Here is a 24,456-nt window from a genome sequence, read left to right as displayed (position 1 = left end):
CCGAAAAAAGGCGGCGGCTCGCGAGAAAGTGTCCGGCACAGCGTGCTCGCCGGATACCCTTTCATGTAGGCCAATCCTAAGCCCATGAAAAGGCCAGAAAAACCCTTATTAACTTAGGGCCTCTACCGCCAGCCTGCCGGAACGCACCGCGCTTTCGATGGTGCAGGGCAGGCCGGTGTCGGTCCAGTCCCCGGCCAGCGCCAGATTTTTCCGGCGGGTTTCAGCACCGTGCCGTAAACGCGCCATTGCCGGTGTCTGCGCCAGAGTCGCGCGCTTTTCCTTCACGATCCGGTAGGGCGGCAGCGCATGATCGGCCGGCAGGGCGAGGGCCCGCGCGATATCCTGCCAGAGCAGCTCGGCGATCTCCCCGGCGGGACGTTCTGCCAGAACAGTGGCCGCGCTGGTGGTGGTGGAGATCAGCCCGTGGCGGTGGAACAACCATTCCGCCGTGCCGCCGACCAGACCCAGAAATGCCTCGCCGCCCGGCAATCCCGCTATATCGATCCTGAAATGCCCATTCACGATGGGCTGATGATCGAGTGGCATATCCAGCCCGAGAAACGCCGACGCCGGCTCCGCCGGAAGGGCGAGGATGATGGCATCGTCTGCGGCGAGCATCACCCGACGGTCACCGAAGGCGAGATAATCGATCCTTTCAGTCGTGACATCCAGCCCGGTCAGCCTTTCATGGAACCGGACGTTGGCGCCGGCCTTTTCCAGAACTGCCAAGGCCGGATCGACAAAGCTGGCGCCCAGACTGTCACGCGCGACCAGCGGACGGCAGGCGGTTTCGCCACGCAGCAGCGTTTCCCGCAGCAGACGGCCGGCCAGACGCGCCGAGGCCTGTTCCAGCGGCATGTTGAGGGCGGAGACCAGCAAGGGCCGCCAGACCCGCTCCAGCGCGCTCCCAGGGGGCAGGCAATCCGCAACGGTAGCGTTTGCATCCGCGGTCAGCAGCCGCCAGGGCAGATAATCGGCGGCGCTGGTGCCCGGCGCGCGGCGCGCGGCCGACCAGGGCATCAGATATCCTGGCTGCAGGCTCCAGCTTTCCCCACTGGCGAGATCGAGGAAGGGAAAGCACGCCCGTACCGGCCCGGTCAGCGTGTCCTGTGCGCCGATCCGTTCCAGATAGGCCAGCGTCTCCCGGTTGCCGGACAGCAGCAGGTGATTGCCGTTATCCAGCGTCACACCAAGTGTCGTATCGGCATAGGAGCGGCAGCGCCCGCCGGCCTGGCCCGATGCCTCGTACAGCGACACGGTGTAACCGGCCTCCAGCCCGCGCAACGCCGCCGACAGGCCGGCCAGTCCGGCGCCGACGATATGCAGATGCCGGCTCATGGCTTCAGCGTGAGGCCGGCGCGCAGGGCGATGGCGATCTTTTCCAGCCGTCCCAGCCGGATGCGCCGCGATGCCGGCAGGTCGGTTTCCTTCAGCCGGCTCAGCAGGCGCTTGTAGGTCGCCATGATGATAATGGCCGGGCGTAAGGCGCGCCGATCGCAGTCGGGCAGGGCGGCCTCGGCATCCTCGTAGCGTTGTTCCGCCCAATCGATCATCGCGTCGCCGACGCGGGGCAGGGCCGGATGAGCGATCACATCCGCAGGGTCGCGGGTGCGGATGCCAACCGCATCCAGCATGTCGCCCGGCAGATAAAGCCGCCCAATCTCCGCATCCTCCCGCAAATCGCGCAGGATATTGGTCAGCTGCACCGCATCGCCAAGCGCCAGCGCAAACCCGGCTGCTGCCTTGCCCGAGGCGCCATAGATCGCGATGGACAGCATGCCGACCGCACCGGCGACCCGGCGGCAATAGAGTTGCAGTTCAAGCAGGGAGGGCGCGCAGATATCGCCGGCGGCATCCATGCCCACGCCCGTCAGGATTTCCTCGAACCAGCGCCGGTCGAGCCTGTAGCGCGCAACAGGTCCGGCCAGCGCAATGGCAATGGGGTGGGAAGGCGTGCCGTCATACAGCGCCGCGATCTCCCGGCGCCAATCCTCCAGCCGGGCCAGCTTCTCGGCACGCGGCAAAGTGCCATCGGCAATGTCGTCCAGCTCCCGGCAATAGGCGTAGATTGCATACATGGCGCGGCGCTTCTCGCCGGGCAGCAGCCGCATGCTCCAGTAGAAAGAGCTGCGCGCGCGCCGCACGATATCCAGGACATGCGCCTCGGCTTCGGCCTGTAGGGTCATCGGGCGGAAAATCCGGCGCCCATGCCGCGCAACAGGCACCAGAACCGCATCGGCCAGCCCAGCCGGACGTGCCGGGCCAGCGGATCCTGCCGCTTGAGGCGCGCCAGCAGCGCTTCCGCGCCGATCTGCGTGGTCGCGGCCTGGATGCGCAGGCCGCGATGCCGGGTGCCCGCCGCCAGCGGGCGGGATGCTGCCAGCAGCGCTGCCGTGGCGTCCAGCACACGGTCCAGCGTGCGGCGTAGGGCAGGGGCGGTGTGCAAGGCAGTGAGCATGTCCGGCGTGACACCGTCTGCATCCAGCCAGTCCTGTGGCAGGTAGAGCCGGTCGAGCGCGCGATAATCTTTGCCGCAATCCTGCACATGGTTCAGCACCTGCAAGGCGGCGCACAGCGCATCGGAGCGGGACCACAGCGTGCGATCCTCCCCGAACAGGTCGAGCAGGAACCGCCCGACCGGGGCGGCGGAATGCCGGCAATAGCCCATCAGCTCGCCCCAGTCGGCATAGCGCGCCTTGCTGGCATCCTGCCGAAAAGCGATCAGCAGCGCGGCCGTGTGTTCCGCCCCGGCGGGCGGCAGCCGGCCCTCCATCTGGTCCAGCAGGCGCAGCTTCTCATCCGACGGCAAGGAGGGGTGATCGGCGATATCGTCGGCGGCACGTGCAAAGCGGTAGAACGCCATGATATCCGCCCGTTTCGACGGCGGAAGCAGCCAGGAAGCGACCGGAAAGCTCTCCTGTGCCGCTCCCTTGCCGGAAGCATAAATCGTATCAGGCAGGGTAACAGGCTGCGGCATGAATCCGAACGTGCTTGGCGATGGGACCGAAACTATATAGGACGGGTGCCGGGAAGCACACCCGGCTAGAACCGAAACTCACCGGAAGGAATCATGCCCGAGGCCGCCCTTTCTTATTGCGCCCTTGAGGTGCGGCGGAACGATCCGGAACGGTTCCTCACCTGCCTGTTCGCGCCAGCCGACCGGCGCGAGGCGCTGTTCGCGCTCTATGCCTTCAACCAGGAGGTCGCCAAGACCCGCGCCATCGTCTCGGAACCGCTGCTGGGCGAAATCCGGCTGACCTGGTGGCGCGAGGCGATCGCGGAGATCTATGAGGGCACGCCGCGCCAGCATGCCGTGGTACAGGCACTGGCCGAGGCCGTGCGCGCTTATGATCTGCCGCGTGCGCCCTTCGAGCGGCTGATTGATGCACGGGGGCTGGATTTGCTGCCGGAACCGCCCGCCGACCTGCCGGCGCTGCTGGCTTATGCTAATGGCACAGCCGGCACGCTGACTGACCTGTGCCTGGCGGCGCTGGGCGGGGTGGACCGGCAGGATGATCTGGCGCGACTCGCCGGTATCGCCGTGGCGCTCACCGGCCTGCTGCGGGCGCTGCCGTTCCATGCCCGCGAACATTGGGTGACTCTGCCATCCAGCCTGATGGAAGAGCAGGGCGTTGGCCTGCGTGAGCTGTACGATCTGAAGCCCGGTGCGGGACTGAACCGAATTGTAGAGACCGTCGCGGACAGCGCCCGCGGGCATCTTGCGGAAGCACGCGCCTTGCGCCGGCATGTGCCGAAACGGGCGCTGGCGGCGCTGCTGCCGCTGACGCTGGCCGAGGGGCATCTGAACCGGCTGGCGAAGAACGGCCATGACGTGTTCGACACCAGCCTCGGCGAGAAATCCCCGCTCGCCGCCTGGCGGCTCAGCTGGATGGCGCTGCGGGGACGGTTCTGATCTACTCCGCCGCCAGACGCGTGCCGCCGAGCCAGCCATCGAGATCGGCCAGCGCGCGGCCGGTATAGAGCTTCTTGCGCTCGCGGCCCTTGATGCGCTTCTTCGGGTCGGGATCCTGCTCCGGTTCCGGGAACAGGCCGAAATTCACGTTCATCGGCTGAAAGGTCTCGGCATCGGCGCCGCCGGTGATGTGGCCCAGCAGCGCGCCCAGCGCCGTGGTCGGCGGCGGCGGCGCGATGTCCCGGCCCAGCCGCTCGGCGGCAGCGAAGCGCCCGGCCAGCAGGCCGATGGCCGCACTCTCGACATAGCCCTCGACGCCGGTAACCTGGCCGGCGAAGCGCAGGCGCGGCAAATCCTTCAGGCGCAACACACCGTCCAGCAGCTTCGGCGAATTCAGGAAAGTGTTACGGTGCAGCCCGCCCAGCCGGGCGAATTCGGCGTTCTGCAGGCCGGGGATCATGCGGAACACCCGGGTCTGTTCGGCATATTTCAGCTTGGTCTGGAAACCGACCAGATTATAGAGCGTTCCCAGCGCATTATCCTGCCTAAGCTGAAGCACCGCATAAGGCCGGCGATTGCTGTTCGGATCGGTCAGCCCGACCGGCTTCATCGGCCCGAAGCGCAGCGTGTCGATGCCGCGCGATGCCATGACCTCAATCGGCAGGCAGCCCTCGAAATAGGGCGTGTCTTTCTCCCATTCCTTGAATTCGGTCTTCTCGCCATCCAGCAGCGCCTGGATGAAGGCAAGATACTCGTCCTTCTCGAACGGGCAGTTGATGTAGTCCTTGCCGGTACCGCCGGGCCCGACTTTGTCGTAGCGCGACTGGAACCAGGCGCGGGAGAAATCGATGCTCTCCTTATAGACGATGGGGGCGATGGCATCGAAGAAGGACAATGCCGTCTCGCCGGTCAACTCGCGGATCGCCTCGGCCAGCGCCGGAGAGGTGAGGGGGCCGGTGGCGAGGATGACGCTGTCCCAGTCTTCCGGCGGCAAGCCGGCGACCTCGCCGCGCTCGATCGTGACCAGCGGATGCGCCTCCAGCGCTGCCGTAACGGCCCCGGCGAAATCGTCGCGGTCCACCGCCAGCGCGCCGCCGGCGGGCAGTTTCGCGCCATCGCCGGAACGCAGGATCAGCGAACCGCAGCGGCGCATCTCCTCATGCAGCAGGCCGACCGCGTTATATTCGGCATCGTCGGAGCGGAAGGAATTGGAGCAGACCAGCTCGGCCATTTGGTCGGTCTGGTGCGCATCCGTGCCGCGTACCGGGCGCATTTCGTGCAGCACGACCGGCACGCCGGCCTCGGCCAGCTGCCAGGCGGCCTCCGATCCGGCCAAACCGCCGCCAACGACATGCACCGGTTGGATCATGATTCGTTCTCGCTTTGCAAAGGGGGAGTGGACGATTGGGCAAACAGATAGGCCATCAGGGGCGGATACGCAACCGCACCACATGCGCCTTTCCTAATGTCGGAAGTGGCCGCCGTTAGGAACTTGCTTACTGTTTGTGCGGTTTACTGCATACTCACTCTTTGAAGCAAATGCCGTCATAGACAGACATCCGAATGCCAAAATCGGAATTCTACCAAACGGTTCCGGAGGTCACGGGCGACCAGAGCGCCCGGAAGCAGAGCTTCTACGACTCCTATTCCAAGCAGAAGCTCGACCCTTCCGACCCGACCGCCTTCCGCAACAGCCTGCTGGACTTCGTGCGCTCCAACAAGCTGGTGGCGGAAGCGCTGGTCGCCGGCAATGTCCAGATGCTGGGCTTCTCGGAGGTCCGCAAGACCTTCGGCGAGCGCTGGCCGTCGATCAAGGGCAAGATCCTGCTGCTGGCCGAGACCGTCATCAAGAAACATACCGGCCCGGCCGATGCCTTTCTTATGGTTAACGAAGAACAGATCGTGATTCTGTTCGGCGGCGGCGACAAGGAGCGGGCGACAAAAAGCTCCGAAAAGATCGCCCGCGAGATCAACGATAAGCTGAGCGGCGTTTCCGGCATCAAAGAGGGGCTGGTGACCTGCCGCGCCCTCGTGCTTGAACTGGATCCCAAGACACCCGTCGAAGCCCTGACGACGCCGGATGGCCTGTCGCAGACGGTCGATGCCGCGCAGAAGAAGGAAGAGGATGTCGAAAGGCAGCATTTCGAGGCACTGCAAAGCGAACTGCGCGTCTCCTACTGGCCGATGGCCAATATCCGCAAGAAGCTGATTTCGGCCTACAGCGCCAGCGTCATCCTGCCGGTCTGGAAAGCATCGGGCGAGGAGCAGACCCATACCGGCGTTTTCAACTGCGAACTCGACTGTTTCATGCTGCGGCAGGCCGGGGAGGCGCTGCTGCGTGCCGGCCGCCAGCGCCGGGCCCTGCTGATCGTGCCGGTGCATTTCGATACCCTGGCGACAAAACCGCTGCGCCAGCAATTCATCGCGGCCTGCCAGCTGCTGCCGCGGCTGTCCTCAAAACGCATCCTGCTGGAAATCGTCGATCTGGCGGAAGGCGTGCCGCAGGGGCGGCTGCACACGCTGCTGTCCTTCGTCGGACCGTTCTTCGCCGGCTTCGTCGCCCGCCAGCCTTTCAGCTTCCGCAACCCGGAACGGTTCGTCGGTCTGAAGATGATGGCCATCGCCGCCGATGGCAGCCATGTCGGCACGCCAGCGCGCGAGGATGTGGAACGCATGCTGGGCTTCGCCAAGGCCTGCGGCAAGGCGCGGGTGCGCAGCATCTTCTATGGCGCGGCCACCTTCGAGGCAGCGACCGCCGCCCGGCGCGCCAATTACGATTATCTGCAGGGCGCTGCCGTGGCACCCGCGGTGACGGACCCCGGACGGGTCTTCCTGCTGAAGTAACCCGCCCAACGTCCGTGCCGGATCACGCCTTCGTCTTGGCCAGGGCCTGGTCGAGATCGGCCATGATGTCTTCCACCGTTTCGATGCCGATGGACAGGCGCACCACATCCGGCCCGGCGCCGGCGGCGATCTTCTGTTCCTCGGACAATTGCCGGTGCGTGGTCGAGGCCGGATGGATAATCAGCGAGCGCGTATCGCCAATATTCGCCAGATGCGACAGCAACTCGCAGCCCTCGACCAGCTTCACGCCGGCCTCGTAACCGCCACGCACGCCGAAGGTGAACACCGAGCCGGCCCCCTTCGGCAGATATTTGCGGGCCAGCGCATGATGCTTGCTGCTGGGCAGGCCGGCATAGGACACCCAGGCAACCTGCGGGTGATCCTCCAGAAATTCCGCCACCTTCTGCGCATTCTCCACATGGCGCTGCATGCGCAGCGGCAGGGTCTCGATGCCGGTGATGGTGAGATAGGCGTTCATCGGCGCCATGGTCGGCCCGAGATCGCGCAGCCCCATCGCATGACCATAGATGGTGAAGGCGAGATCGCCGAAGGTCTCGTAGAAATTCAGCCCGTGATAGGCCGGCTCCGGCGTGGTCAGCGACTTGAATTTGTCGTTCTGCGCCCAGTCGAACTTGCCGGAATCGACAACCGCCCCACCCATCGCATTGCCATGGCCGGACAGGAATTTGGTGGTCGAATGCACGATGATGTCGGCGCCGTAGTCGAAGGGCCGGCACAGATAGGGCGTGGCCATGGTGTTATCGACGATCAGCGGCACGCCGGCCTCATGCGCGATCTTCGCGACGGCCTCGATATCGACGATCACGCCGCCCGGATTGGCCAGGCATTCGACGAAGATCGCCTTCACCTTCGGCGTCATCGCCGTGCGGAAATTCTCCGGGTCGGTGGGATCGACAAAGATCGCGTTCCAGCCGAACTTCTTGAAGCTGCGCGAGAACTGCGTAATCGATCCGCCATAGAGCTTGCTGGCGGCCAGGAATTCGTCGCCCGGCTCCATGAAGGAGAAGAAGGCCAGCATCTGCGCGGCATGGCCGGAGGCAACGCAGGTGGCGCCGCGCCCGCCTTCCAGGCTGGCGATGCGTTCCTCCAGCACCGCAACCGTCGGGTTGGTCAGGCGCGAATAGATGTTGCCGAAGGCCTGCAGGTTGAACAGCGAGGCGGCATGATCCACATCGTCGAACACATAGGCCGTGGTCTGGTAGATCGGCGTGGAGCGCGCGCCCGTTGCAGGGTCGGGAGCGGCGCCGGCATGCACCGCGAGCGTGTCGAAACCGGGCTTGGTGTTGGTCATGGCGGATTCCTGAATCTGCTTGCTGTTTCACTTTTTTATTTCGTCATCCTCGGACCTGATCCGACCATGACGAGAAAGATCAGGCCTTCTGCGGCAGCTTCCGGCGTTTCGAGGAGATGACACCGGAATTGAAGCCGTGCCAGCCCAGTTCGCCATTCAGCCGGCCGAATTCGATCTTCGGGCAGCGGTTCATGATGACGGTCAGGCCGGCAGCCTCGGCACGGGCGGCGGCTTCGTCATTGCGCACGCCAAGCTGCATCCACACCACCTTGGCGCCGATGGCGATCGCCTCGTCGGTGATCGGGCCGGCGGCCACGGAATTGCGGAACACATCCACCATGTCGATCTTCTCGGGGATCTCGGCGAGGCTGGCATATACCTTCTCGCCCAGGATTTCGTCGCCGGCGACCTTGGGGTTCACCGGAATGACGCGATAGCCCTTCGCCTGCAGGTACTTCATCGCGAAGTAGGAGGGCCGGTTCCAGTCCGGGCTGGCGCCGACCATGGCGATCACCTTCACCTCGCGCAGCACCTTGCGGATCAGCGCGTCGGGGTAAGTCTCATGGTTGCCCTTCTCGAAGGACGGCTTCACGGCATTGGCGAACATGATCTTCCTTGTCTTCTAGTGACCCTGCCAGACCGGTGGGCGCTTTTCGATGAAGGCGTCAATGCCTTCGCCCGCATCCCGGGCCAGCATGTTCTCGGTCATCACCTTGCTGGCATAGTCGTAGGCATCCGACAGGCCCAGTTCAAGCTGCCTGTAGAAGGCTTCCTTGCCGATCTTCAGTACCAGCGGCGATTTCGCGGCAATCTTTCCGGCCATTTCCGCGACCGCCGCCTCCAACTCCGCCTCCGGCACCACCTGGTTGAGGAGGCCGAATTCCAGCGCCCGCGCGGCCGGCACCATCTCGCCCAGCAGCAGCATCTCCATCGCCTGCTTGCGGCCGATATTGCGCGACAGCGCCACCATCGGCGTCGAGCAGAACAGGCCGATGTTCACGCCCGGCGTGGCGAAACGCGCAGTGTCGGCGGCAAGCGCGAGATCGCACGACGCGACAAGCTGGCAGCCCGCCGCCGTGGCGATGCCGTGCACCCGCGCGATCACCGGCTGTGGCAACCGCACCACCGCCTGCATCATCCGGCTGCAGGCGGTGAAGGTCTGCTCGTAGAAGGCGCGGTCCGGATTGGCGCGCAGCTCCTTCAAATCATGGCCGGCGCAGAAGGCAGGGCCATTGCCGGCGATCACCACCACCTTTACCGAGGCATCGCCGGCTATCGCCTCCAACGCGTGGGTCACGGCATTCATCAGGGCCAGGGACAGCGCGTTGCGCGCCTGCGGCCGGTTCAGGGTCAGCGTGGCGATGCCGGCGCTGTCGCTGCGCAGCAGATTATCGCCGTCGCCGGGCAGGGGGGCTGGATGGGCCATAGCATGTCTCCCTCATATCCGCTGTTCGCCGGGTCTTATTTTCGCTGAGTCTGGCGTCCGGCGCAGGATCGCGCAAGTATCCGGGTCAACAAGGGAGGGTAGGGGAAAGCGCATGAGCAAGGTGACCGCTGAGGAACTCGACCGCATCGCCCGCGAGGAAGTGCCCTATGTCGGGCAGCTCGGCGTGCGCTTCGAGAGCGTGGGAGATGGCGAGGCCACGGCGCGCCTGCCGTTCCGAGACGATCTGCTGCGCCCCGGCGGCACCATCACCGGGCCGGTCATGATGGGGCTCGCCGATTTCGTCATGTATGGCTGCGTGCTGAGCCGGATCGGCATTGTGAAGCTGGCCGTCACCACGAACCTGACCGCCAATTTCCTGAAACGCCCGAAGCCCGGCGACCTGATTGCAAAGGGCCGGCTGCTGAAATGCGGCAGGCGTCTGGCCTATGGCGAGGTGTCGATTTTCTCGGAAGGCGATGACGAACCGGTATGCCATGTGACCTCGACCTACTCGATTCCCCCGGAAAATAAGGCCCCTTGAGCGCGGTATTATAATACCGTTTTTATAACATGCTGAAATTGCTTCGTTATTTTTGCATCACGCCCTGCTTTTTCGATTGACCACCTATCGGCGCTTCTGTAGATATTCGGCCTCGAACGAGGGGGAACCCTCTCACCGTGTTTCCAGCCGATTGGGGCAGACATGAAGACCTACTCCGCCAAACCGTCGGAGATCGAGAAGAAGTGGGTCCTGATCGACGCTGAAGGCGTTGTTCTGGGCCGACTGGCCTCGGTTATCGCCATGCGTCTGCGTGGCAAGCATAAGCCGACCTTCACCCCGCATATCGACACCGGCGATAACATCATCGTCGTGAATGCCGAGAAGGTGAAGCTGACCGGCAAGAAGCTGACCGACAAGAAGTTCTACTGGCACACCGGTCATCCGGGCGGCATCAAGGAGCGGACCATGGGTCAGATCCTGGGCGGCCGGTTCCCGGAGCGCGCGATCCAGAAGGCGGTCGAGCGTATGATGACCAAGGGCCCGCTGCGCAACAAGCTGATGGGCAACCTGAAGGTCTATGCCGGTACCGAGCATCCGCACGAGGCGCAGCAGCCGGAGGTTCTCGACCTCGCGGCGATGAATCCGAAGAACAAGAGGAGTGCCTAATCCATGACCACTGTTGAGAATCAGGGCATGGACGCGCTGAAGGACCTGGTGTCCGAGGCTGTCGAGGCCGCTCCGGCCGAGCCGAAGATCGACGCACAGGGTCGTGCCTATGGCACCGGCCGCCGCAAGAATGCCATCGCCCGCGTCTGGGTGAAGCCGGGCAACGGTCGTGTCGTGGTCAATGGCCGCGACCAGGAGGTGTATTTCGCCCGTCCGGTGCTGCGCCTCATCGTGCGGCAGCCGTTCGAGGCCGCCGGCCGCGTCGATCAGTATGACGTGATCTGCACCGTGACCGGTGGTGGCCTGTCCGGCCAGGCCGGCGCCGTGCGCCATGGCATCAGCCGCGCGCTCATCAATTTCGAGCCTGCGCTGCGTGGCGCCCTGAAGCAGGGCGGGTTCCTGACCCGTGACAGCCGCGTCGTCGAGCGCAAGAAGTACGGCCGTGCCAAGGCGCGACGTAGCTTCCAGTTCTCGAAGCGTTAAGTCCCTCAAGGGAAACGACTACCGGAAACGGGGCGTCCCAGCAGGGGCGCCCCGTTTTTCGTTGTGTCACAGGGTTTTCACTGTTTTGTTGCACACTGTCTGCCTTGTGGGGCCATCCCCAGGCGGGCGGAATTTCGGAAGGAGAGGAAGATGACAGCATCGTCGAACCACATCCGGGTCGGCATTCTGGGCGCCAGCGGTTACACCGGCGCTGAACTGATCCGACTGCTGGCGCAGCATCCTTCCGCGCGTCCGACCCTGCTGACCGGCGACCGCGCCGCCGGCAAGCCGCTGGGCGACGTGTTCCCGCATCTGGCCTATCTCGACCTGCCGGTACTGACCAAGGTCGAGGATGCCGATTACAGCCTGTGCGACCTGGTGTTCTGCGCGCTGCCGCATGGCACCACGCAGGAGGTGATCGCCGCCTTGCCGAAGCATCTGAAGGTAGTTGATCTGTCCGCCGACTTCCGGCTGCACGATGTCGATACCTATGCCGAATGGTACGGCCATGCCCATCTGGCGCCCGAGTTGCAGAAGGAGGCGGTGTACGGCATCACCGAGTTGGCCCGCGATGCGGTTGCCAAGGCCCGACTGGTCGCCAATCCCGGCTGCTATCCGACCGCCGCGCAGCTGCCGCTGGTGCCGCTGGTCGAAGCCGATCTGATCGACGCCGACGATATCGTCATCGACGCCAAGTCCGGCGTGTCCGGCGCCGGCCGGGCGGCCAAGGAAGGCTCGCTCTTCACCGAGGTCACCGAAGGCATCCATGCCTATGGCGTGGCCAGCCACCGCCATGCGCCGGAGATCGAGCAGGGGCTGACACAGGCCGCCGGGCGGCCGATCATCGTGAATTTCACCCCGCATCTGATGCCGATGAGCCGGGGCATCCTGTCCACCGCCTATGTGCGGCTGGCGAATGGTGCGACTGCCGCCGATCTGCGCGAGACGATGGCCAAGCGCTATGAAGGCGAGCCTTTCGTGCGGGTTCTGCCGCTGGGCCAGGTGCCATCGACGCGGCATGTGCGCGGTTCGAACTTCACGCTGATCGGCGTGGTCGCCGACCGGCTGAAGGGGCGCGCCATCATCGTCTCGGTCATCGACAATCTGGTGAAGGGTGCGTCGGGCCAGGCGGTGCAGAACATGAATGTGATGGCAGGATTGCCGGAAACCACGGCGCTCACCCAGCCGCCGATGTTCCCGTAACGGCCCATAACGGAGAGATGATGCCGATGTCCGCCCTGATCCTGCCCTATAAGGGCGTCACCCCGACGATAGACCCGTCCGCCTTCATCGCGCCGAACGCGGCGATCATCGGCGATGTCGAGATCGGGGCGGACTCGAGCATCTGGTTCTCCTGCACGCTGCGCGGCGACATTCAGGCCATCCGCGTCGGCAAGCGAACCAACATCCAGGACGGCACGGTGGTACATGTGCAGGGCAAGGGGCTGGGCTGCTTCGTCGGCGACGAGGTGACGGTCGGCCACACCGCGATCCTGCATGCCTGCACGCTGCAGGACCGCAGCTTCGTCGGCATGCAGGCCTGCGCGATGGATGGCAGCGTGATCGAGAGCAACGCCATGCTTGCCGCCGGCGCTTTGCTGACGCCCGGCAAGCGCATCCCCTCGGGCCAGCTCTGGGCCGGGCGGCCGGCGCGCTATCTGCGCGACCTTACCGAAGCCGATATCGCGGAGATCGCGGATTCAGCGCGGCGCTATGCGGAAACCGCGAAGGCCCACCACGCCTCCTATGGCGGGTAGGGGGCGGGTAGGGAGCGCTATTTCAGCGTGACCTTCACGTAGGAGCCGGGCGCGTCCTCGATCACCTTCAGCTTGCCGTCGCCGGGCTTGCGCGCAGGAACCTTGCCGCCGCCCTGCTTGCCGACCCATTCCGCCCAGTCGGTCCACCAGGAGCCGGGATTCTGGGTGGCGCCCTCCAGCCATTTGTCCGGGGTCTTGGGCTTGCGGCTGTTCGTCCAGTAGCAATATTTCTGCGCCGCCGGCGGATTCACCACGCCGGCAATATGCCCCGACCCCGACAGCACGAACTTCACCGGCCCGGCATAGAGCTGGGTCGCGGCATAGGTCGATTTCCAGGGCGCGATATGATCGTCCTTGGCGGAGAGGATATAGGTCGGCGTCTTCACCGTGCGCAGATCGATCTTCACCCCGTCCAGCGTGATGCCGCCCGGCTCGACCAGCTTGTTCTCCTGGTAGCATTTGCGCAGGTAGAAGCTGTGCATCTGGGCCGGCATGCGCGTGGAATCGGCATTCCAGTACAGCAGGTCGAAGGGGAAGGGTTCCTTGCCCAGCAGGTAATTATTGACGACGAAGGACCAGATCAGGTCGTTGGCGCGCAGCATGTTGAAGGTCGTCGCCATCGCCGCCCCGTCGAGATAGCCTTTCTCGTCCATCTTGGATTCCAGGGCCTGCAACTGCTCCTCGTCGATAAAGACGGACAGCTCGCCGGCCTCTTCGAAATCGACCATGGTCGTGAAATAGGTGATCGACTTGATGCGCGCGTCGCTCTTCTTCGCCGTCATGTAAGCGAGGGTGGCCGCCATCAGCGTGCCGCCGATGCAATAGCCGATGACGTTCGCGTCCTTCTCGCCGGTCGCCTTCTCGATGGCGTCGAGCGCGGCGAGCGGGCCGGCCAGCATGTAATCCTCGAAGCTCTTCTGTGCCAGGCTCTCATCCGGATTGACCCAGGAAATGACGAACACTGTTAGCCCTTGAGCCACCGCCCAGCGGATGAAGGAGTTCTTCTCGCGCAGGTCCAGGATGTAATATTTGTTGATCCAGGGCGGCACGATCAGCAGCGGCCGACGATAGACCTCTTCCGTCGTCGGGCTGAACTGCAGCAGCTGCATCAACTCGTTCTGGAACACCACCTTGCCGGGCGCCGTGGCGATGTTCTCGCCGACCCTGAAGGCGTCCATGTCGGTCATCTTGATCGACAGCTTGCCCTGTCCGCGTTCCAGGTCGGACAGCAGGTTCTCCAGCCCCTTGACCAGGTTTTCGCCGCCGCTTTCAACGGTGGCGCGCAGCACCTCCGGGTTGGTCATGACGAAATTGGAGGGCGCCATCGCATCGGCGAACTGCCTTGTGTAGAAATCCACCTTCTGCGCGGTCTTCGAATCCAGCCCCTCGACCTTATTGACCGTGGACTGCATCCAGCGCGCGGTCAGCAGGTAGGACTGCTTGATGAAGTCGAAGACGTAATTCTCCTCCCAGGCCGGATCCTTGAAACGCCGGTCGCCGGTGTCGGGCGCCACCATCGGCGGCACTTCCTCCTCGCCCATGAAGCGTTTGCTGGCGTTCTGCCAGAGCTGCATATAATCCTGCCAGAGTGCCAGCTGCGACTGCATCATCTGTGTGGGATCGCCCATCATCTTCGCGGTCATTTCCAGGAAGGCCTGACCAATATTCAACGGGTCATTGGAGCTGGCGTGACCATTCGAAGCCGCCTGCTTTTCCAGATAGCTGGCGATCAGCTTCTGGCTGCGCTCGGCAATACTGCTCATGGATTGGGAGAGCTGTACTGGATCCGGGACTTTCGTCATCGTTTCCGATTTATCATTCATCTCTTGCACCGGCAGGTATTTGTTACGGTTTATGGCATTTAAATTATCGAATTATTACAAATCCATCGAATGCCTTAACGCTTGCCCACACATTATATTATCCAGACCGTGGCGACGTTAAGGGAATTTCGTGACAAGATTCGTGCGTTTGATCCGGCGATGTGGTCTTGAGGCTCCGCCATGCTTGCCGGATGTGATATAAGCCGTTAATCCAATGGAAAAATTGTACTGACCGGGGGATGCAGATGCGGCGGCAGGGCAGGCACGGACGCGGAATGAAAATCGGGCTGGCGGCAACGGCTGGCCTGTTGCTGCTTGCGGGCTGTTCGTCGGTGCCGGACGCCGTCAACCCGGTGGAATGGTACAAGGGGGCCACCAGCCTGTTCGAGGATGATGAGGCGCCGGCCACCGAGCGCCCCGCTGCCGAGCGCCCCGCTGCCGAGCGCTCCGGCGAAAGCCAGGCCTACCCCAATCTTGGGTCGGTTCCCGCCCGTCCCGCCGATATCAGCAGCCCAAGCGAACGCCGCGCGACGCAGCAAGGGCTGGTGGCCGACCGCGACCAGGCCCGCTATACCGACCAACAGCCTGCCAATGCGATCAACACCGGCTCGTCCTCAGGTGCCTCCCGGACGGCACCAGCCGCCGCGCCGACCCCGCCCCCTGCGGTGGCTACGCCAGCCCCCATTGCGCCAGCCCCCACTGCGCCAGCCTCGGCGACCCCGACAACAGCAGAGACCACTCCGTCCGCGCCATCTGCCGCAAGGCCTCCTGCCGCGCGGATTGCGTCCCGCGCCGAGCCGACAGAGACCCAGTCCGTTGGCGCTGCAATGCTGGAACGCCGCCGCCAGGAAGTTCTGGCGGAACGTGCCGCCGCTGCGGAAGCGGCTGACGACAGCAAGCCGCCGATGGCGCCCGCCACCGCCCCGCAGCCGAGCGCGCCCCAGTCCACTGCGACAGAGTCAAGCGCACCCCAGCCGAGCGCTTCTGCCGCAATGACCGAACCTGCAAAGACCGCGTCCAGAACGGAACCCCAAGCGCGCACAGCAACCGAGATATACCAGGAGCAGTTCGCCCGCTCGGCATCGCCGGTCGCCACCCGCAGCGCGGAGCCCACCCAGACAGGCGCCCAAACAGGAACCCAGGCAGCGACGGCGCAGGACACCGCCGCCCCAGCCGCGTCCGACAGGGCTGGCATCTCCTATCTGGCCGCGACCATTCTGTTCGGCCATGGCTCCACGGCGCTTGACCCGTCCGAGCGTGAGACCTTGCGCAAGATTGCGGCCGAGTATCGCAAGACCGGCGGCACGCTGCGCATTGTCGGCCATGCCAGCAGCCGGACCACCGACATGCGGCCGCTGCAGCATCAGCTCGCCAATTTCCAGGTGTCGGTCAGCCGCGCCGAGACGGTGGCACAGGAACTGGCGCGCCTGGGTGTGCCGGCCAGGGTCATGCAGGTTGCCGGCGTCGGCGACAGCCAGCCGGTCTATTACGAGGTCATGCCGGCGGGCGAGACGGGCAATCGCCGGGTGGAAATCTTCGTCGATTACTGACCGTCCCGCCTTACCTTCGACAATCGACTTTTGCCTCGTCCGGGGCTAAATAGGTGCGGCCAATATTGACTGGCTATCCGTCACCATTCCGCATTCGCCATCTGGGGTTCCATGTCCATTGCATCGCTTCCGGCGCCGGCCGCCGCGCCGCACCATGACACATTGAGGCTGGCATGAGCGGCGCGCTTCGTATCGGAATCGCCGGCCTGGGTACGGTCGGGGGCGGCGTCGCGAAATTGCTGCGCGATCAGGCCGAGTTGCTGGCCGCACGCTGCGGCCGCGAAATCCGGGTCACCGCCGTCGCCGCACGCGACCGCACCAGGGATCGCGGCGTCGATCTGTCTGGCTGCCGCTGGCACGAGGATGCCCGAGCGCTGGCTGCCGACCCCGAGGTCGATGTGGTGGTGGAGCTGATCGGCGGATCGGACGGCGTGGCCCGCGAGCTGATCGAGGCCGCCATCGCCGCCGGCAAGCCGGTGGTAACCGCCAACAAGGCGCTGCTGGCGTTGCATGGCACCGCGCTCGCCAAGGCCGCCGAGACCGCAGGGGTGACGCTCGCCTACGAGGCGGCGGTGGCCGGCGGCATTCCGGTCATCAAGGCGCTGCGGGAAGGGCTGGCCGCAAACCGCGTGAAGCGGGTGCATGGCATCCTCAACGGCACCTGCAACTACATTCTTTCCACCATGCGCGAGACCGGCCGGGAATTCGCCGACGTGCTGGCCGACGCGCAGAAGCTGGGCTATGCCGAGGCCGATCCCAGCTTCGATGTGGATGGCATCGACGCGGCGCACAAGCTGGCCATCCTGACCAGCGTCGCCTTTGGCCGGGAACTGGATTTCAGTGGCATTCATGTCGAGGGCATCCGCCATATCTCGGCGCTGGATCTCGCCTTCGCCGAACAGCTCGGCTACCGCATCAAGCTGCTGGGCATCGCCGGCGTGACGGACCATGGGATCGAGCAGCGCGTGCATCCCTGCATGGTGCCGCTGGCCGCTCCCATCGCCCATGTCGAGGGCGTGTTCAACGCCGTCTTCGTCGAGGCCGACCCTGTCGGCAATGTGCTGCTGACCGGACGCGGGGCCGGCGAGGGACCGACCGCCTCTGCCGTTGTCGCCGACATTCTGGACATTGCGCGCGGCCACAATGCACCTGCTCTGGGGCTGCCGCCTGTCAGGCTGGCGCCCGGCGAAACCGCGCCGATGGGGCACCATTACGGCGCCTATTACATTCGCCTGATGGTCAGGGACCAGCCCGGCGTGATCGCCGATGTGGCCGCGGCCTTCCGCGACAATGCGGTGTCGATGGAATCCGTGCTGCAACAGGCGCGCGATCCGTCAGAACCGGTTCCGGTGGTGATTACCACCCATGAAACCGAGGAAGCGGGTATGATGCAGGCCATAGAGAGGATCGCCGCGCTGGACAGCGTGGTGGAACCTCCGCGCCTGATTCGCATCGAAGCGCTCTGATCTTCGTTTAACGATTGCCTATAAGAAAAAAGCCCAAGGAGTCTCATACAATGAATGACGGTGCAGCCATGGATCGGAACCTCGCGCTTGAGGTTGTCCGTGTTACCGAGGCCGCCGCGCTTGCCGCGTCCCGCCTGATGGGCCGTGGCGACGAGAAAGCCGCCGACCAGGCTGCCGTTACGGCCATGCGTCAGGCGCTGAATGGCCTGTCCATCGATGGCAAGGTGGTGATCGGCGAGGGCGAGCGCGACGAGGCGCCGATGCTCTATATCGGCGAGAAGGTCGGCCTTGGTGGACCGAAGATCGACATCGCCCTCGATCCGCTTGAAGGCACCACCATCACCGCCAAGGGCGGGACCAACGCGATGGCGGTCATCGCCATGGCGGAGGAGGGCGGCTTCCTGCATGCGCCGGACGTCTATATGGACAAGATCGCGGTTGGCGGCGGCCTGCCGGACGGCGTGGTCGATCTCGACGCCAGCCCGGCCGAGAATCTGAAGAACCTGGCCAAGGCGAAGAAGGTGGATGTGGCCGACCTGGTCGCCTGTATCCTCGACCGGCCGCGCCATCAGGAGCTGATCTCCAAGGTCCGCGACGCCGGTGCCCGCATCGTTCTGATCTCCGACGGCGACGTGGCCGGCGTCATGGCGACCTCGCAGCCCGAAAGCGGCATCGACATCTATATGGGCCAGGGCGGTTCGCCCGAGGGTGTGCTGGCGGCTGCCGCGTTGCGCTGCATCGGCGGCCAGATGCAGGGCCGGCTGGTCTTCCGCAACGAGGATGAGAAGGGGCGCGCCGCCAAGGCCGGCATCACCGACCTGAACCGCAAATACTCGATGCTCGACCTCGCCATCGGCGATGTGATGTTCGCCGCCACCGGCGTCACCGATGGCACGCTGCTGCGCGGCGTGCGCCGTACCCGCGATGGCGGACGCACCCATTCCATGGTCATGCGCTCCAAGACCGGCACGGTGCGCTTCATCGAGGCACGGCACGATTTCACCCGCAAGAGCGGCTACGACGGCGACTGATCCGGATGGCCGATCCCGCCGCCTTCCTCAATGTCGAGCGCTCGCTGACCGGGCGGCGCTGGATTGCCCGGGGTCAGGCGGCGGATTGGCAGAGTACCGAGCGGTCGGGGCTCGCCCTGTCGCAGCGTCTCGGCCTGCCGGAAATCCTGGGACAGGTGCTGGCAGCGCGCGGCATCGATCTGGAGGCTGCGGACGGCTTCCTGAACCCGACCCTGCGGGCCAGCCTGACCGACCCCTATGAGCTGAAGGATATGGCAAAGGCTGCCGAGCGTCTGGCAGCCGCCGTCATGCACGGCGAAAAGATCGCCATCTTCGGCGATTATGATGTCGATGGTGCCACCTCCACGGCGTTGCTGCACCGCTTCCTGACGGCGGTCGGCGGTAAGCCGCGCGTCTATATTCCCGACCGCATGACCGAAGGCTATGGCCCGAACGCCCCGGCGCTGCTGGCGCTGAAGCGGGAAGGGGCCGCCGTCTGCATCACCGTCGATTGCGGCATCACCGCCTTCGCCCCGCTGGAGGCCGCATCAGAGGCCGGCCTCGACATGATCGTCGTCGATCATCATGTCGCCGAGCCCTCCTTGCCGCGCGCCATTGCCGTGGTCAATCCCAACCGGCTGGACGAGGACAGCCCGCACGGCCAGCTGGCTGCCGTCGGCGTCGCCTTCCTGCTGGTGGTGGCACTGAACCGCAGGCTGCGGGAGGAGGGGTGGTACGCCAGCCGCCCCGAACCCGATCTGATGCAATGGCTCGACCTGGTGGCGCTTGGCACGGTCTGCGACGTGGTGCCGCTGACCGGCCTGAACCGGGCGCTGGTGGCGCAGGGGCTGAAGGTGATGGGCTGGCGCAACAATACCGGGCTGCGCGCGCTGTCGGAGGTTGCCCGCATCGACGAGGCGCCCGGCACCTATCACCTGGGCTTCCTGCTGGGGCCGCGCGTGAATGCCGGCGGCCGGGTCGGGCGCGCCGATCTTGGCACGCGGCTGCTCTCCACCGAGGATGCGGGAGAGGCGGCAAGCCTGGCGGCCGAGCTGGACAGCTTCAATACCGAGCGAAAGCTGATCGAACAATCCGTGCAGGAGGAGGCGCTGGCCCAGGTCGAGCGCCATGCCGATGGGCCGCTGCTGGTGGCAACAGGCGAGGGCTGGCACCCCGGCGTCATCGGTATCGTCGCCGGCCGGTTGAAGGAACGCTTCCACCGCCCGGCGCTGGTCATCGCCTTCGACGAACAGGGTATCGGCAAGGGGTCGGGCCGCTCGATCGCCGGTTTCGCGCTCGGGCCGGCGGTGATCGCCGCGCATCAGGCGGGCCTGCTGGTGAATGGCGGCGGCCATGCGATGGCGGCGGGCTTCACGCTGGAGCGCGCCAAGCTGGACGCCTTCCGGGAGTTCCTGACCGCGCGCGCCGCAGACTGGCTGGAAGGCGGCGAGGCAACGCCTGTACTGTCCATCGATGGCGCACTCAGGCCCGGGGGAGCCACGCTGGACCTGCTGGAGACACTGGGCCGCGTCGGGCCGTTCGGCGTCGGCAATCCGGAGCCGCGCTTCGCCTTCCCGGCGGCGCGTATCCTGGGCGCCGATGTGGTCGGGGAAAATCATGTACGTTGCCAGCTTGGCGATGCTGACGGAAGACGGCTGAAAGCGATTGCCTTCCGGGCGCTGGAGACGCCGCTGGGCGAAGCGCTGCTGAAGGCGCGATCGCTGCCGCTGCACATTGCCGGGCATCTCCGGATCGACCGCTGGCAGGGCAACGAGAAGGTGCAGTTGCTGATCGACGACGCGGCATCGGCGCAATAATCCGGGCCATTCGATACCGCGAATCTTCCCTCCGGAATTTAACGGCGGAATTTCGCCTTTCGTTCTTGATTTTCCGCCCCGACCCAGTATGTTCCTCCGCGCACAGCGCCTCGACGTCCCCATCGTCTAGAGGCCTAGGACACCGCCCTTTCACGGCGGCGACAGGGGTTCGAATCCCCTTGGGGACGCCATTGCTTTTTACCCTATATATTTCAATAACTTAGCGTCCCTTGTGGGAACCGCTGTGGGAACTCGTGTGGGAACTCACGGGCAGTCTTTTTTTGCGCCTTGAGCTGCTCGAATCCGCTTTCAGACTGAAACCGACTCCCTTCTGCGCTGCAATGCGCTGTTGAGGCGCAGTTTAACACTGAACAGTTATTTTTCCACTTATCCATTTTGAAATTTGACCAGTCGGTGATATTTCTTTGCTGCTCACTGTATTATCACTGAGCGGTAATAGGATATCAAACATGCACATTCGGGGTGTGGACGACGTTCGCCACTTTCTGCGAGAGGAGCGCAAGCGGCGTGGGCTTACCCAAAGCCAGCTCGCTGATCTGACGGCGACCTCGCAGAAATGGGTTAGTGACTTCGAGCGTGGTCGCGTCGATCCGCCGATGTCGATTGTGCTCAAGGTGCTGGTGTTGCTGGGTGTGACGATCACGTTCTCACCGGCGGCAGTCTCGGCGAGTGATCCATCAGACGCTGGATCGGAATTCTGATGCCCGCATCCATCCGACTCTACGGTCTTCCTGTTGGCGTCCTCGACGTTGCCAAGGACGGGGAACTGTCGTTTCGCTACGAACAGGGCTGGCTTGAGCGCAAGCAATTGCCGCATCATCCCCTCTCCCTGGCGCTCCCTCTCTCACCAGATCCCTACGACCACGATCGCGCCGGTCCGTTCTTCGATGGGCTGCTGCCGGACTCCCAGCGGACGCGCGAGGCTCTGGCGCGCTATCTGCAGGTCGACGCTGCCGATGATTACGCACTGCTCTACCAACTTGGCCGCGACTGCCCGGGCGCGGTCACCGTTGTGCCTCTCGATGATGAGGTGATCGCCGACGAGAACGTCGAGACGAAATGGGACGTGTTGGACGATGATCGGCTTGCCGAATATATCGAGGCCTTGCCGCGGCGGCCGCTGTTTATCGACGCCGACGGAGAGCTGCGGCTGTCTCTAGCCGGGGTCCACCACAAGGCTGGGGTCGGTGTTGTCGATCGCAAGATCGCGTTGCCGAGAGGGCATACCCCTAGCACTCACATTCTAAAGGTCGACATTGACGGTCTGCCGGACTCGATCCGCGTCGAGCATTTCTGCCTGCGCCTGGCGGCGGCCGTCGGCATCCCGGTGCCATTCTCGACCATCCGAGTGGTCAAGGACACGCCCTACATGGTCATCCGGCGATACGACCGTGTCGGGGTGAACGGGCAAGATGTTTTCCGTCGCTTGCATCAGGAGGATTTCTGCCAGGCGCTCGGGCGCTTTCCGCGGCAGAAGTACGAAAAGGATGGCGGGCCGGGCTGGCAGGAATGTTTCGAGCTGATGAAGAGTGTCACGGACGTCGTCACGGCCCGCACACAACTTCTTGATCGCGCGATTTTCCAGTTCCTGGTTGGCAACCCCGATGCCCACGCCAAGAACTACTCTCTGGTCTATCGGCTAGACCGGATCGAGCTCAGTCAGCTCTATGATGTAAACAACGCCGCTGCTTTCAGATCCCTCTACAAGGAGCAACGTCCGCGGCTGGCGATGTTCGTCGGGGGCAATCGTGATCCACTCACGCTGACGCCGGAAAACTGGGAAGCCTTCGCCCGGGAGACCGACTTCCGTCCCCGCTACGTGCTTCGCCAATTGCTCGATATGGCCGAGCGGATGATCCCGGCAGCCGAGAAGCTGCTCGCGGAAGTGGATGGAACCGAGGCCGACAGCGAGCTGCTGGCGCTGGCAGTCGAGGATATCGTTCGGCGTTGCACGGCAGTGCGCGCCTGGAGCACGTAGTTCACTCATGCGCTCTCCCGCAGACGGCTCTCGCGCCCTTCAAGAAATGAGTGCGTCAGCCTATCCAATTCTGCGGCCATTCCGCTTCAGCAGCGTCGGCGTGCCGCGCAGCGCCGATACGGCGTCGTCCAGAAGCGACCGCAGCAGATCGTGATAGCCGGCGGGCGGCGTGGGCAATGGCGGAGTGACGATCGATCATGGACAACTGAGATGCTCAACGAAATATAAGTTTGTTGAGCACGTACTCTTGCATTTCCACGGATTCGGCTGGGATACGTCCCAATTTTGTCTCCCGGCTCAGCTGCGGCGAATGGCGCAATTAATCTCCGCATATTCTACGGAGATTAATTCTGGCCAATGCGGAGATTATTGACCATAATCACCGCAAGGAGTGCGGATATTATGACCTATATTCATGAACTCGCGGAATGGCCGGAGTTCCGCTGGGACCACAAGGTTCTGGCGGACACGCTTGGCGCTGTCCGACATCGTCAAGGGCGTCTGATCGGCCGCATGGAGGCACTGGGTTTCGACCTGCGCAGGGCAGCGTCACTCCAGACCATGACCGAGGAGGTCCTGAAGTCCAGCGAGATCGAGGGCGAAATCCTCGACCGCGACCAGGTGCGCTCCTCCATTGCCCGGCGTCTGGGCATGGATATAGGTGGGCTTGTCCCGGCGGATCGGGACGTCGAGAGCGTCGTCGAGATGATGCTCGATGCTACCCAGAACTACGATCTGGAACTGACCGACGAACGCCTGTTCGATTGGCACGCGGCGCTCTTCTCTACAGGCCGCAGCAGAATGCAGCGGATAAAGGTCGGCGCGTGGCGCGATGACACATCGGGGCCGATGCAGGTGATCTCAGGACCGGTCGGGCGCGAGCACGTTCACTATGAAGCGCCGAAGGCAAAACGCCTTGTTGGCGATATGCAGGTTTTTCTTAGTTGGTTCAACGGCAAGGGTGCCTTCGATCCCGTCATGAAGGCTGGCATAGCCCATTTGTGGTTCGTTACCATCCACCCGTTCGAGGATGGCAACGGGCGCATCGCGCGCGCCATTGCTGACATGCAGCTTGCACGGTCGGAGCAAAGTCCGCAGCGCTTTTACAGCATGTCCGCGCAAATCCGGCAGGAGCGCAAGGCATACTACGATATTCTGGAAAGCACGCAGAAGGGCGATCTCGACATCACCGCGTGGCTGAGCTGGTTTCTCGCCTGCCTGTCGCGGGCGTTCGACGGCGCGGAAGATATTCTCTCGGGCGTCCTAACGAAGGCGCGCTTCTGGGAAAAGCACGCTGGCGATTCCCTGAATGAGCGTCAGCGCGACATGCTGAACCGGCTGCTCGACGGATTTGAGGGCAAGCTGACATCGTCGAAATGGGCAAAGATCGGGAAATGCTCGCCCGACACGGCGCTGCGCGACATTACCTACCTGCTGGAGCGCGGGATACTGGTCAAGGACAAAGGCGGGGGACGCAGCACCAGCTATTCGCTGAGTGACCAGGATAACGGCAGAGCATGAAGGCGGACATTTGATACGATCCGCCTATACCCGCTCGCTTTCGAGGCGCAGCCGCCATATAGGCGATGCTGTTTATCAGCAGCTGCGCAATAAGGCTGCAGTAGCGGTCCGGGCGTGTAATCGCCCGTCTTATCTCAATCCAAGGCCCACCAGATCAGGTGCCGGGCGGATTCCTCCAAGGCCCCGCTCCAAGGATCCGGCCAGGAAAGCGCCCGAATATTGCCTGCATCCCCCTGGAACCTTGTTTGGCGTTCTAGGACTTCCAGAGCCACACACGACGATATCGCCCAGCAGGGCTTGACCTTCCCCTAGCGGGAACCCCTATCTATCCATGCGTTGGCCAAACGGGCACATCACAAAAGACGCA

The 24,456-nt window shown here is 64.1% G+C and carries 22 protein-coding genes and 1 tRNA gene; 15 read left to right on the top strand and 8 right to left on the bottom strand.

The features are described 5' to 3' along the window. Positions 1 to 108: 108 nt before the first annotated feature. Genes hpnE through BKM74_RS15950 form a run of 3 tightly spaced genes read right to left on the bottom strand, consistent with a single transcriptional unit; the run spans position 109 to position 2,977 of the window. Positions 109 to 1,338, bottom strand: a complete 1,230-nt coding sequence (gene hpnE, locus BKM74_RS15960) for a hydroxysqualene dehydroxylase HpnE (RefSeq protein ID WP_086466702.1) — start codon at positions 1,336 to 1,338, stop codon at positions 109 to 111. Then, a complete protein-coding gene (gene hpnD, locus BKM74_RS15955) occupies positions 1,335 to 2,186 on the bottom strand; it encodes a presqualene diphosphate synthase HpnD (protein WP_086466701.1) in 852 nt (283 codons plus the stop codon). The genes hpnE and hpnD overlap by 4 nt, the downstream gene beginning before the upstream one ends. Beyond that, positions 2,183 to 2,977: a squalene/phytoene synthase family protein gene (locus BKM74_RS15950; RefSeq protein WP_086466700.1), complete on the bottom strand. Its 795-nt coding sequence runs from the start codon at positions 2,975 to 2,977 to the stop codon at positions 2,183 to 2,185. The genes hpnD and BKM74_RS15950 overlap by 4 nt, the downstream gene beginning before the upstream one ends. A 93-nt stretch (positions 2,978 to 3,070) precedes the next feature. Between BKM74_RS15950 and BKM74_RS15945 the strand changes: the two genes are divergently transcribed. Then, a complete protein-coding gene (locus tag BKM74_RS15945) occupies positions 3,071 to 3,913 on the top strand; it encodes a phytoene/squalene synthase family protein (protein ID WP_086466699.1) in 843 nt (280 codons plus the stop codon). Between the two features lies 1 nt (position 3,914). On the opposite strand, the gene trmFO is transcribed toward BKM74_RS15945, so the two are convergent. Then, complete coding sequence (gene trmFO, locus BKM74_RS15940) at positions 3,915 to 5,282, bottom strand: methylenetetrahydrofolate--tRNA-(uracil(54)-C(5))-methyltransferase (FADH(2)-oxidizing) TrmFO (RefSeq protein ID WP_086466698.1); 1,368 nt, start codon at positions 5,280 to 5,282, stop codon at positions 3,915 to 3,917. A 194-nt stretch (positions 5,283 to 5,476) separates the two neighbouring features. On the opposite strand from trmFO, the gene BKM74_RS15935 reads away from it, so the two are divergent. Further along, on the top strand, positions 5,477 to 6,757 hold the full coding sequence (locus BKM74_RS15935; RefSeq protein ID WP_086466697.1) for a hypothetical protein: 1,281 nt from the start codon (positions 5,477 to 5,479) through the stop codon (positions 6,755 to 6,757). A gap of 22 nt (positions 6,758 to 6,779) precedes the next feature. Here the strand turns inward: BKM74_RS15935 and BKM74_RS15930 are convergent, their stop codons facing one another. From BKM74_RS15930 to BKM74_RS15920, 3 genes are all read right to left on the bottom strand, one after another. After that, positions 6,780 to 8,069, bottom strand: a complete 1,290-nt coding sequence (locus BKM74_RS15930) for an O-acetylhomoserine aminocarboxypropyltransferase (RefSeq protein ID WP_086466696.1) — start codon at positions 8,067 to 8,069, stop codon at positions 6,780 to 6,782. Between the two features lie 79 nt (positions 8,070 to 8,148). Next, positions 8,149 to 8,676, bottom strand: a complete 528-nt coding sequence (locus BKM74_RS15925; RefSeq protein ID WP_086466695.1) for a CoA-binding protein — start codon at positions 8,674 to 8,676, stop codon at positions 8,149 to 8,151. Positions 8,677 to 8,691: 15 nt separating this feature from the next. Beyond that, positions 8,692 to 9,495 (bottom strand): enoyl-CoA hydratase, encoded by an 804-nt coding sequence (locus BKM74_RS15920; protein ID WP_086466694.1) that lies wholly within the window; start codon positions 9,493 to 9,495, stop codon positions 8,692 to 8,694. Positions 9,496 to 9,607: 112 nt separating this feature from the next. On the opposite strand from BKM74_RS15920, the gene BKM74_RS15915 reads away from it, so the two are divergent. The 5 genes from BKM74_RS15915 to BKM74_RS15895 all read left to right on the top strand — a co-directional run bounded on the left by BKM74_RS15915 (position 9,608) and on the right by BKM74_RS15895 (position 12,903). Further along, positions 9,608 to 10,036, top strand: coding sequence for a PaaI family thioesterase (locus tag BKM74_RS15915; RefSeq protein ID WP_086466693.1), 429 nt, complete (start codon positions 9,608 to 9,610; stop codon positions 10,034 to 10,036). A gap of 162 nt (positions 10,037 to 10,198) precedes the next feature. Further along, a complete protein-coding gene (gene rplM / locus BKM74_RS15910; protein ID WP_086466692.1) occupies positions 10,199 to 10,663 on the top strand; it encodes a 50S ribosomal protein L13 in 465 nt (154 codons plus the stop codon). A 3-nt stretch (positions 10,664 to 10,666) separates the two neighbouring features. Then, positions 10,667 to 11,146, top strand: a complete 480-nt coding sequence (gene rpsI / locus BKM74_RS15905) for a 30S ribosomal protein S9 (protein WP_407668713.1) — start codon at positions 10,667 to 10,669, stop codon at positions 11,144 to 11,146. Positions 11,147 to 11,296: 150 nt separating this feature from the next. Continuing rightward, positions 11,297 to 12,349 carry an N-acetyl-gamma-glutamyl-phosphate reductase gene (gene argC, locus BKM74_RS15900; RefSeq protein ID WP_086466691.1) on the top strand — a complete coding sequence of 351 codons (1,053 nt, stop codon included), beginning with the start codon at positions 11,297 to 11,299 and terminating at the stop codon, positions 12,347 to 12,349. A gap of 26 nt (positions 12,350 to 12,375) precedes the next feature. Then, positions 12,376 to 12,903, top strand: a complete 528-nt coding sequence (locus BKM74_RS15895) for a gamma carbonic anhydrase family protein (protein WP_245825966.1) — start codon at positions 12,376 to 12,378, stop codon at positions 12,901 to 12,903. Between the two features lie 17 nt (positions 12,904 to 12,920). Here BKM74_RS15895 and phaC read toward each other — a convergent pair whose 3' ends face one another. Beyond that, complete coding sequence (gene phaC / locus BKM74_RS15890; RefSeq protein ID WP_086466690.1) at positions 12,921 to 14,666, bottom strand: class I poly(R)-hydroxyalkanoic acid synthase; 1,746 nt, start codon at positions 14,664 to 14,666, stop codon at positions 12,921 to 12,923. 335 nt (positions 14,667 to 15,001) lie between these two features. Between phaC and BKM74_RS18600 the strand changes: the two genes are divergently transcribed. The 8 genes from BKM74_RS18600 to BKM74_RS15850 all read left to right on the top strand — a co-directional run bounded on the left by BKM74_RS18600 (position 15,002) and on the right by BKM74_RS15850 (position 24,089). Further along, a complete protein-coding gene (locus BKM74_RS18600; protein ID WP_140056110.1) occupies positions 15,002 to 16,276 on the top strand; it encodes an OmpA family protein in 1,275 nt (424 codons plus the stop codon). 173 nt (positions 16,277 to 16,449) lie between these two features. Next, entirely contained in the window at positions 16,450 to 17,742 is a 1,293-nt protein-coding gene (locus BKM74_RS15880) for a homoserine dehydrogenase (protein ID WP_086466688.1), read from the top strand. Between the two features lie 68 nt (positions 17,743 to 17,810). Continuing rightward, positions 17,811 to 18,773 (top strand): class II fructose-bisphosphatase, encoded by a 963-nt coding sequence (gene glpX / locus BKM74_RS15875; protein WP_086466766.1) that lies wholly within the window; start codon positions 17,811 to 17,813, stop codon positions 18,771 to 18,773. A 5-nt stretch (positions 18,774 to 18,778) separates the two neighbouring features. Beyond that, the gene (gene recJ, locus BKM74_RS15870) at positions 18,779 to 20,569 is read left to right on the top strand and encodes a single-stranded-DNA-specific exonuclease RecJ (RefSeq protein WP_086466687.1); all 1,791 of its coding nucleotides are present in this window, start codon (positions 18,779 to 18,781) and stop codon (positions 20,567 to 20,569) included. Between the two features lie 115 nt (positions 20,570 to 20,684). Continuing rightward, positions 20,685 to 20,760, top strand: a tRNA-Glu gene (locus tag BKM74_RS15865). Positions 20,761 to 21,039: 279 nt separating this feature from the next. Continuing rightward, complete coding sequence (locus BKM74_RS15860) at positions 21,040 to 21,291, top strand: helix-turn-helix domain-containing protein (RefSeq protein WP_086466686.1); 252 nt, start codon at positions 21,040 to 21,042, stop codon at positions 21,289 to 21,291. Next, on the top strand, positions 21,291 to 22,568 hold the full coding sequence (locus BKM74_RS15855) for a type II toxin-antitoxin system HipA family toxin (RefSeq protein WP_086466685.1): 1,278 nt from the start codon (positions 21,291 to 21,293) through the stop codon (positions 22,566 to 22,568). Before BKM74_RS15860 ends, BKM74_RS15855 begins: the two co-directional genes overlap by 1 nt. A 402-nt stretch (positions 22,569 to 22,970) precedes the next feature. After that, positions 22,971 to 24,089 (top strand): Fic family protein, encoded by a 1,119-nt coding sequence (locus BKM74_RS15850; protein ID WP_086466765.1) that lies wholly within the window; start codon positions 22,971 to 22,973, stop codon positions 24,087 to 24,089. Positions 24,090 to 24,456 lie beyond the last annotated feature (367 nt).

The organism is Oceanibaculum nanhaiense, from assembly GCF_002148795.1.
GTDB classification, from domain to species: Bacteria; Pseudomonadota; Alphaproteobacteria; order Oceanibaculales; family Oceanibaculaceae; genus Oceanibaculum; species Oceanibaculum nanhaiense.
Note: the sequence above shows the minus strand (reverse complement) of the source record. Positions and strands in the feature narration are given on the sequence as shown.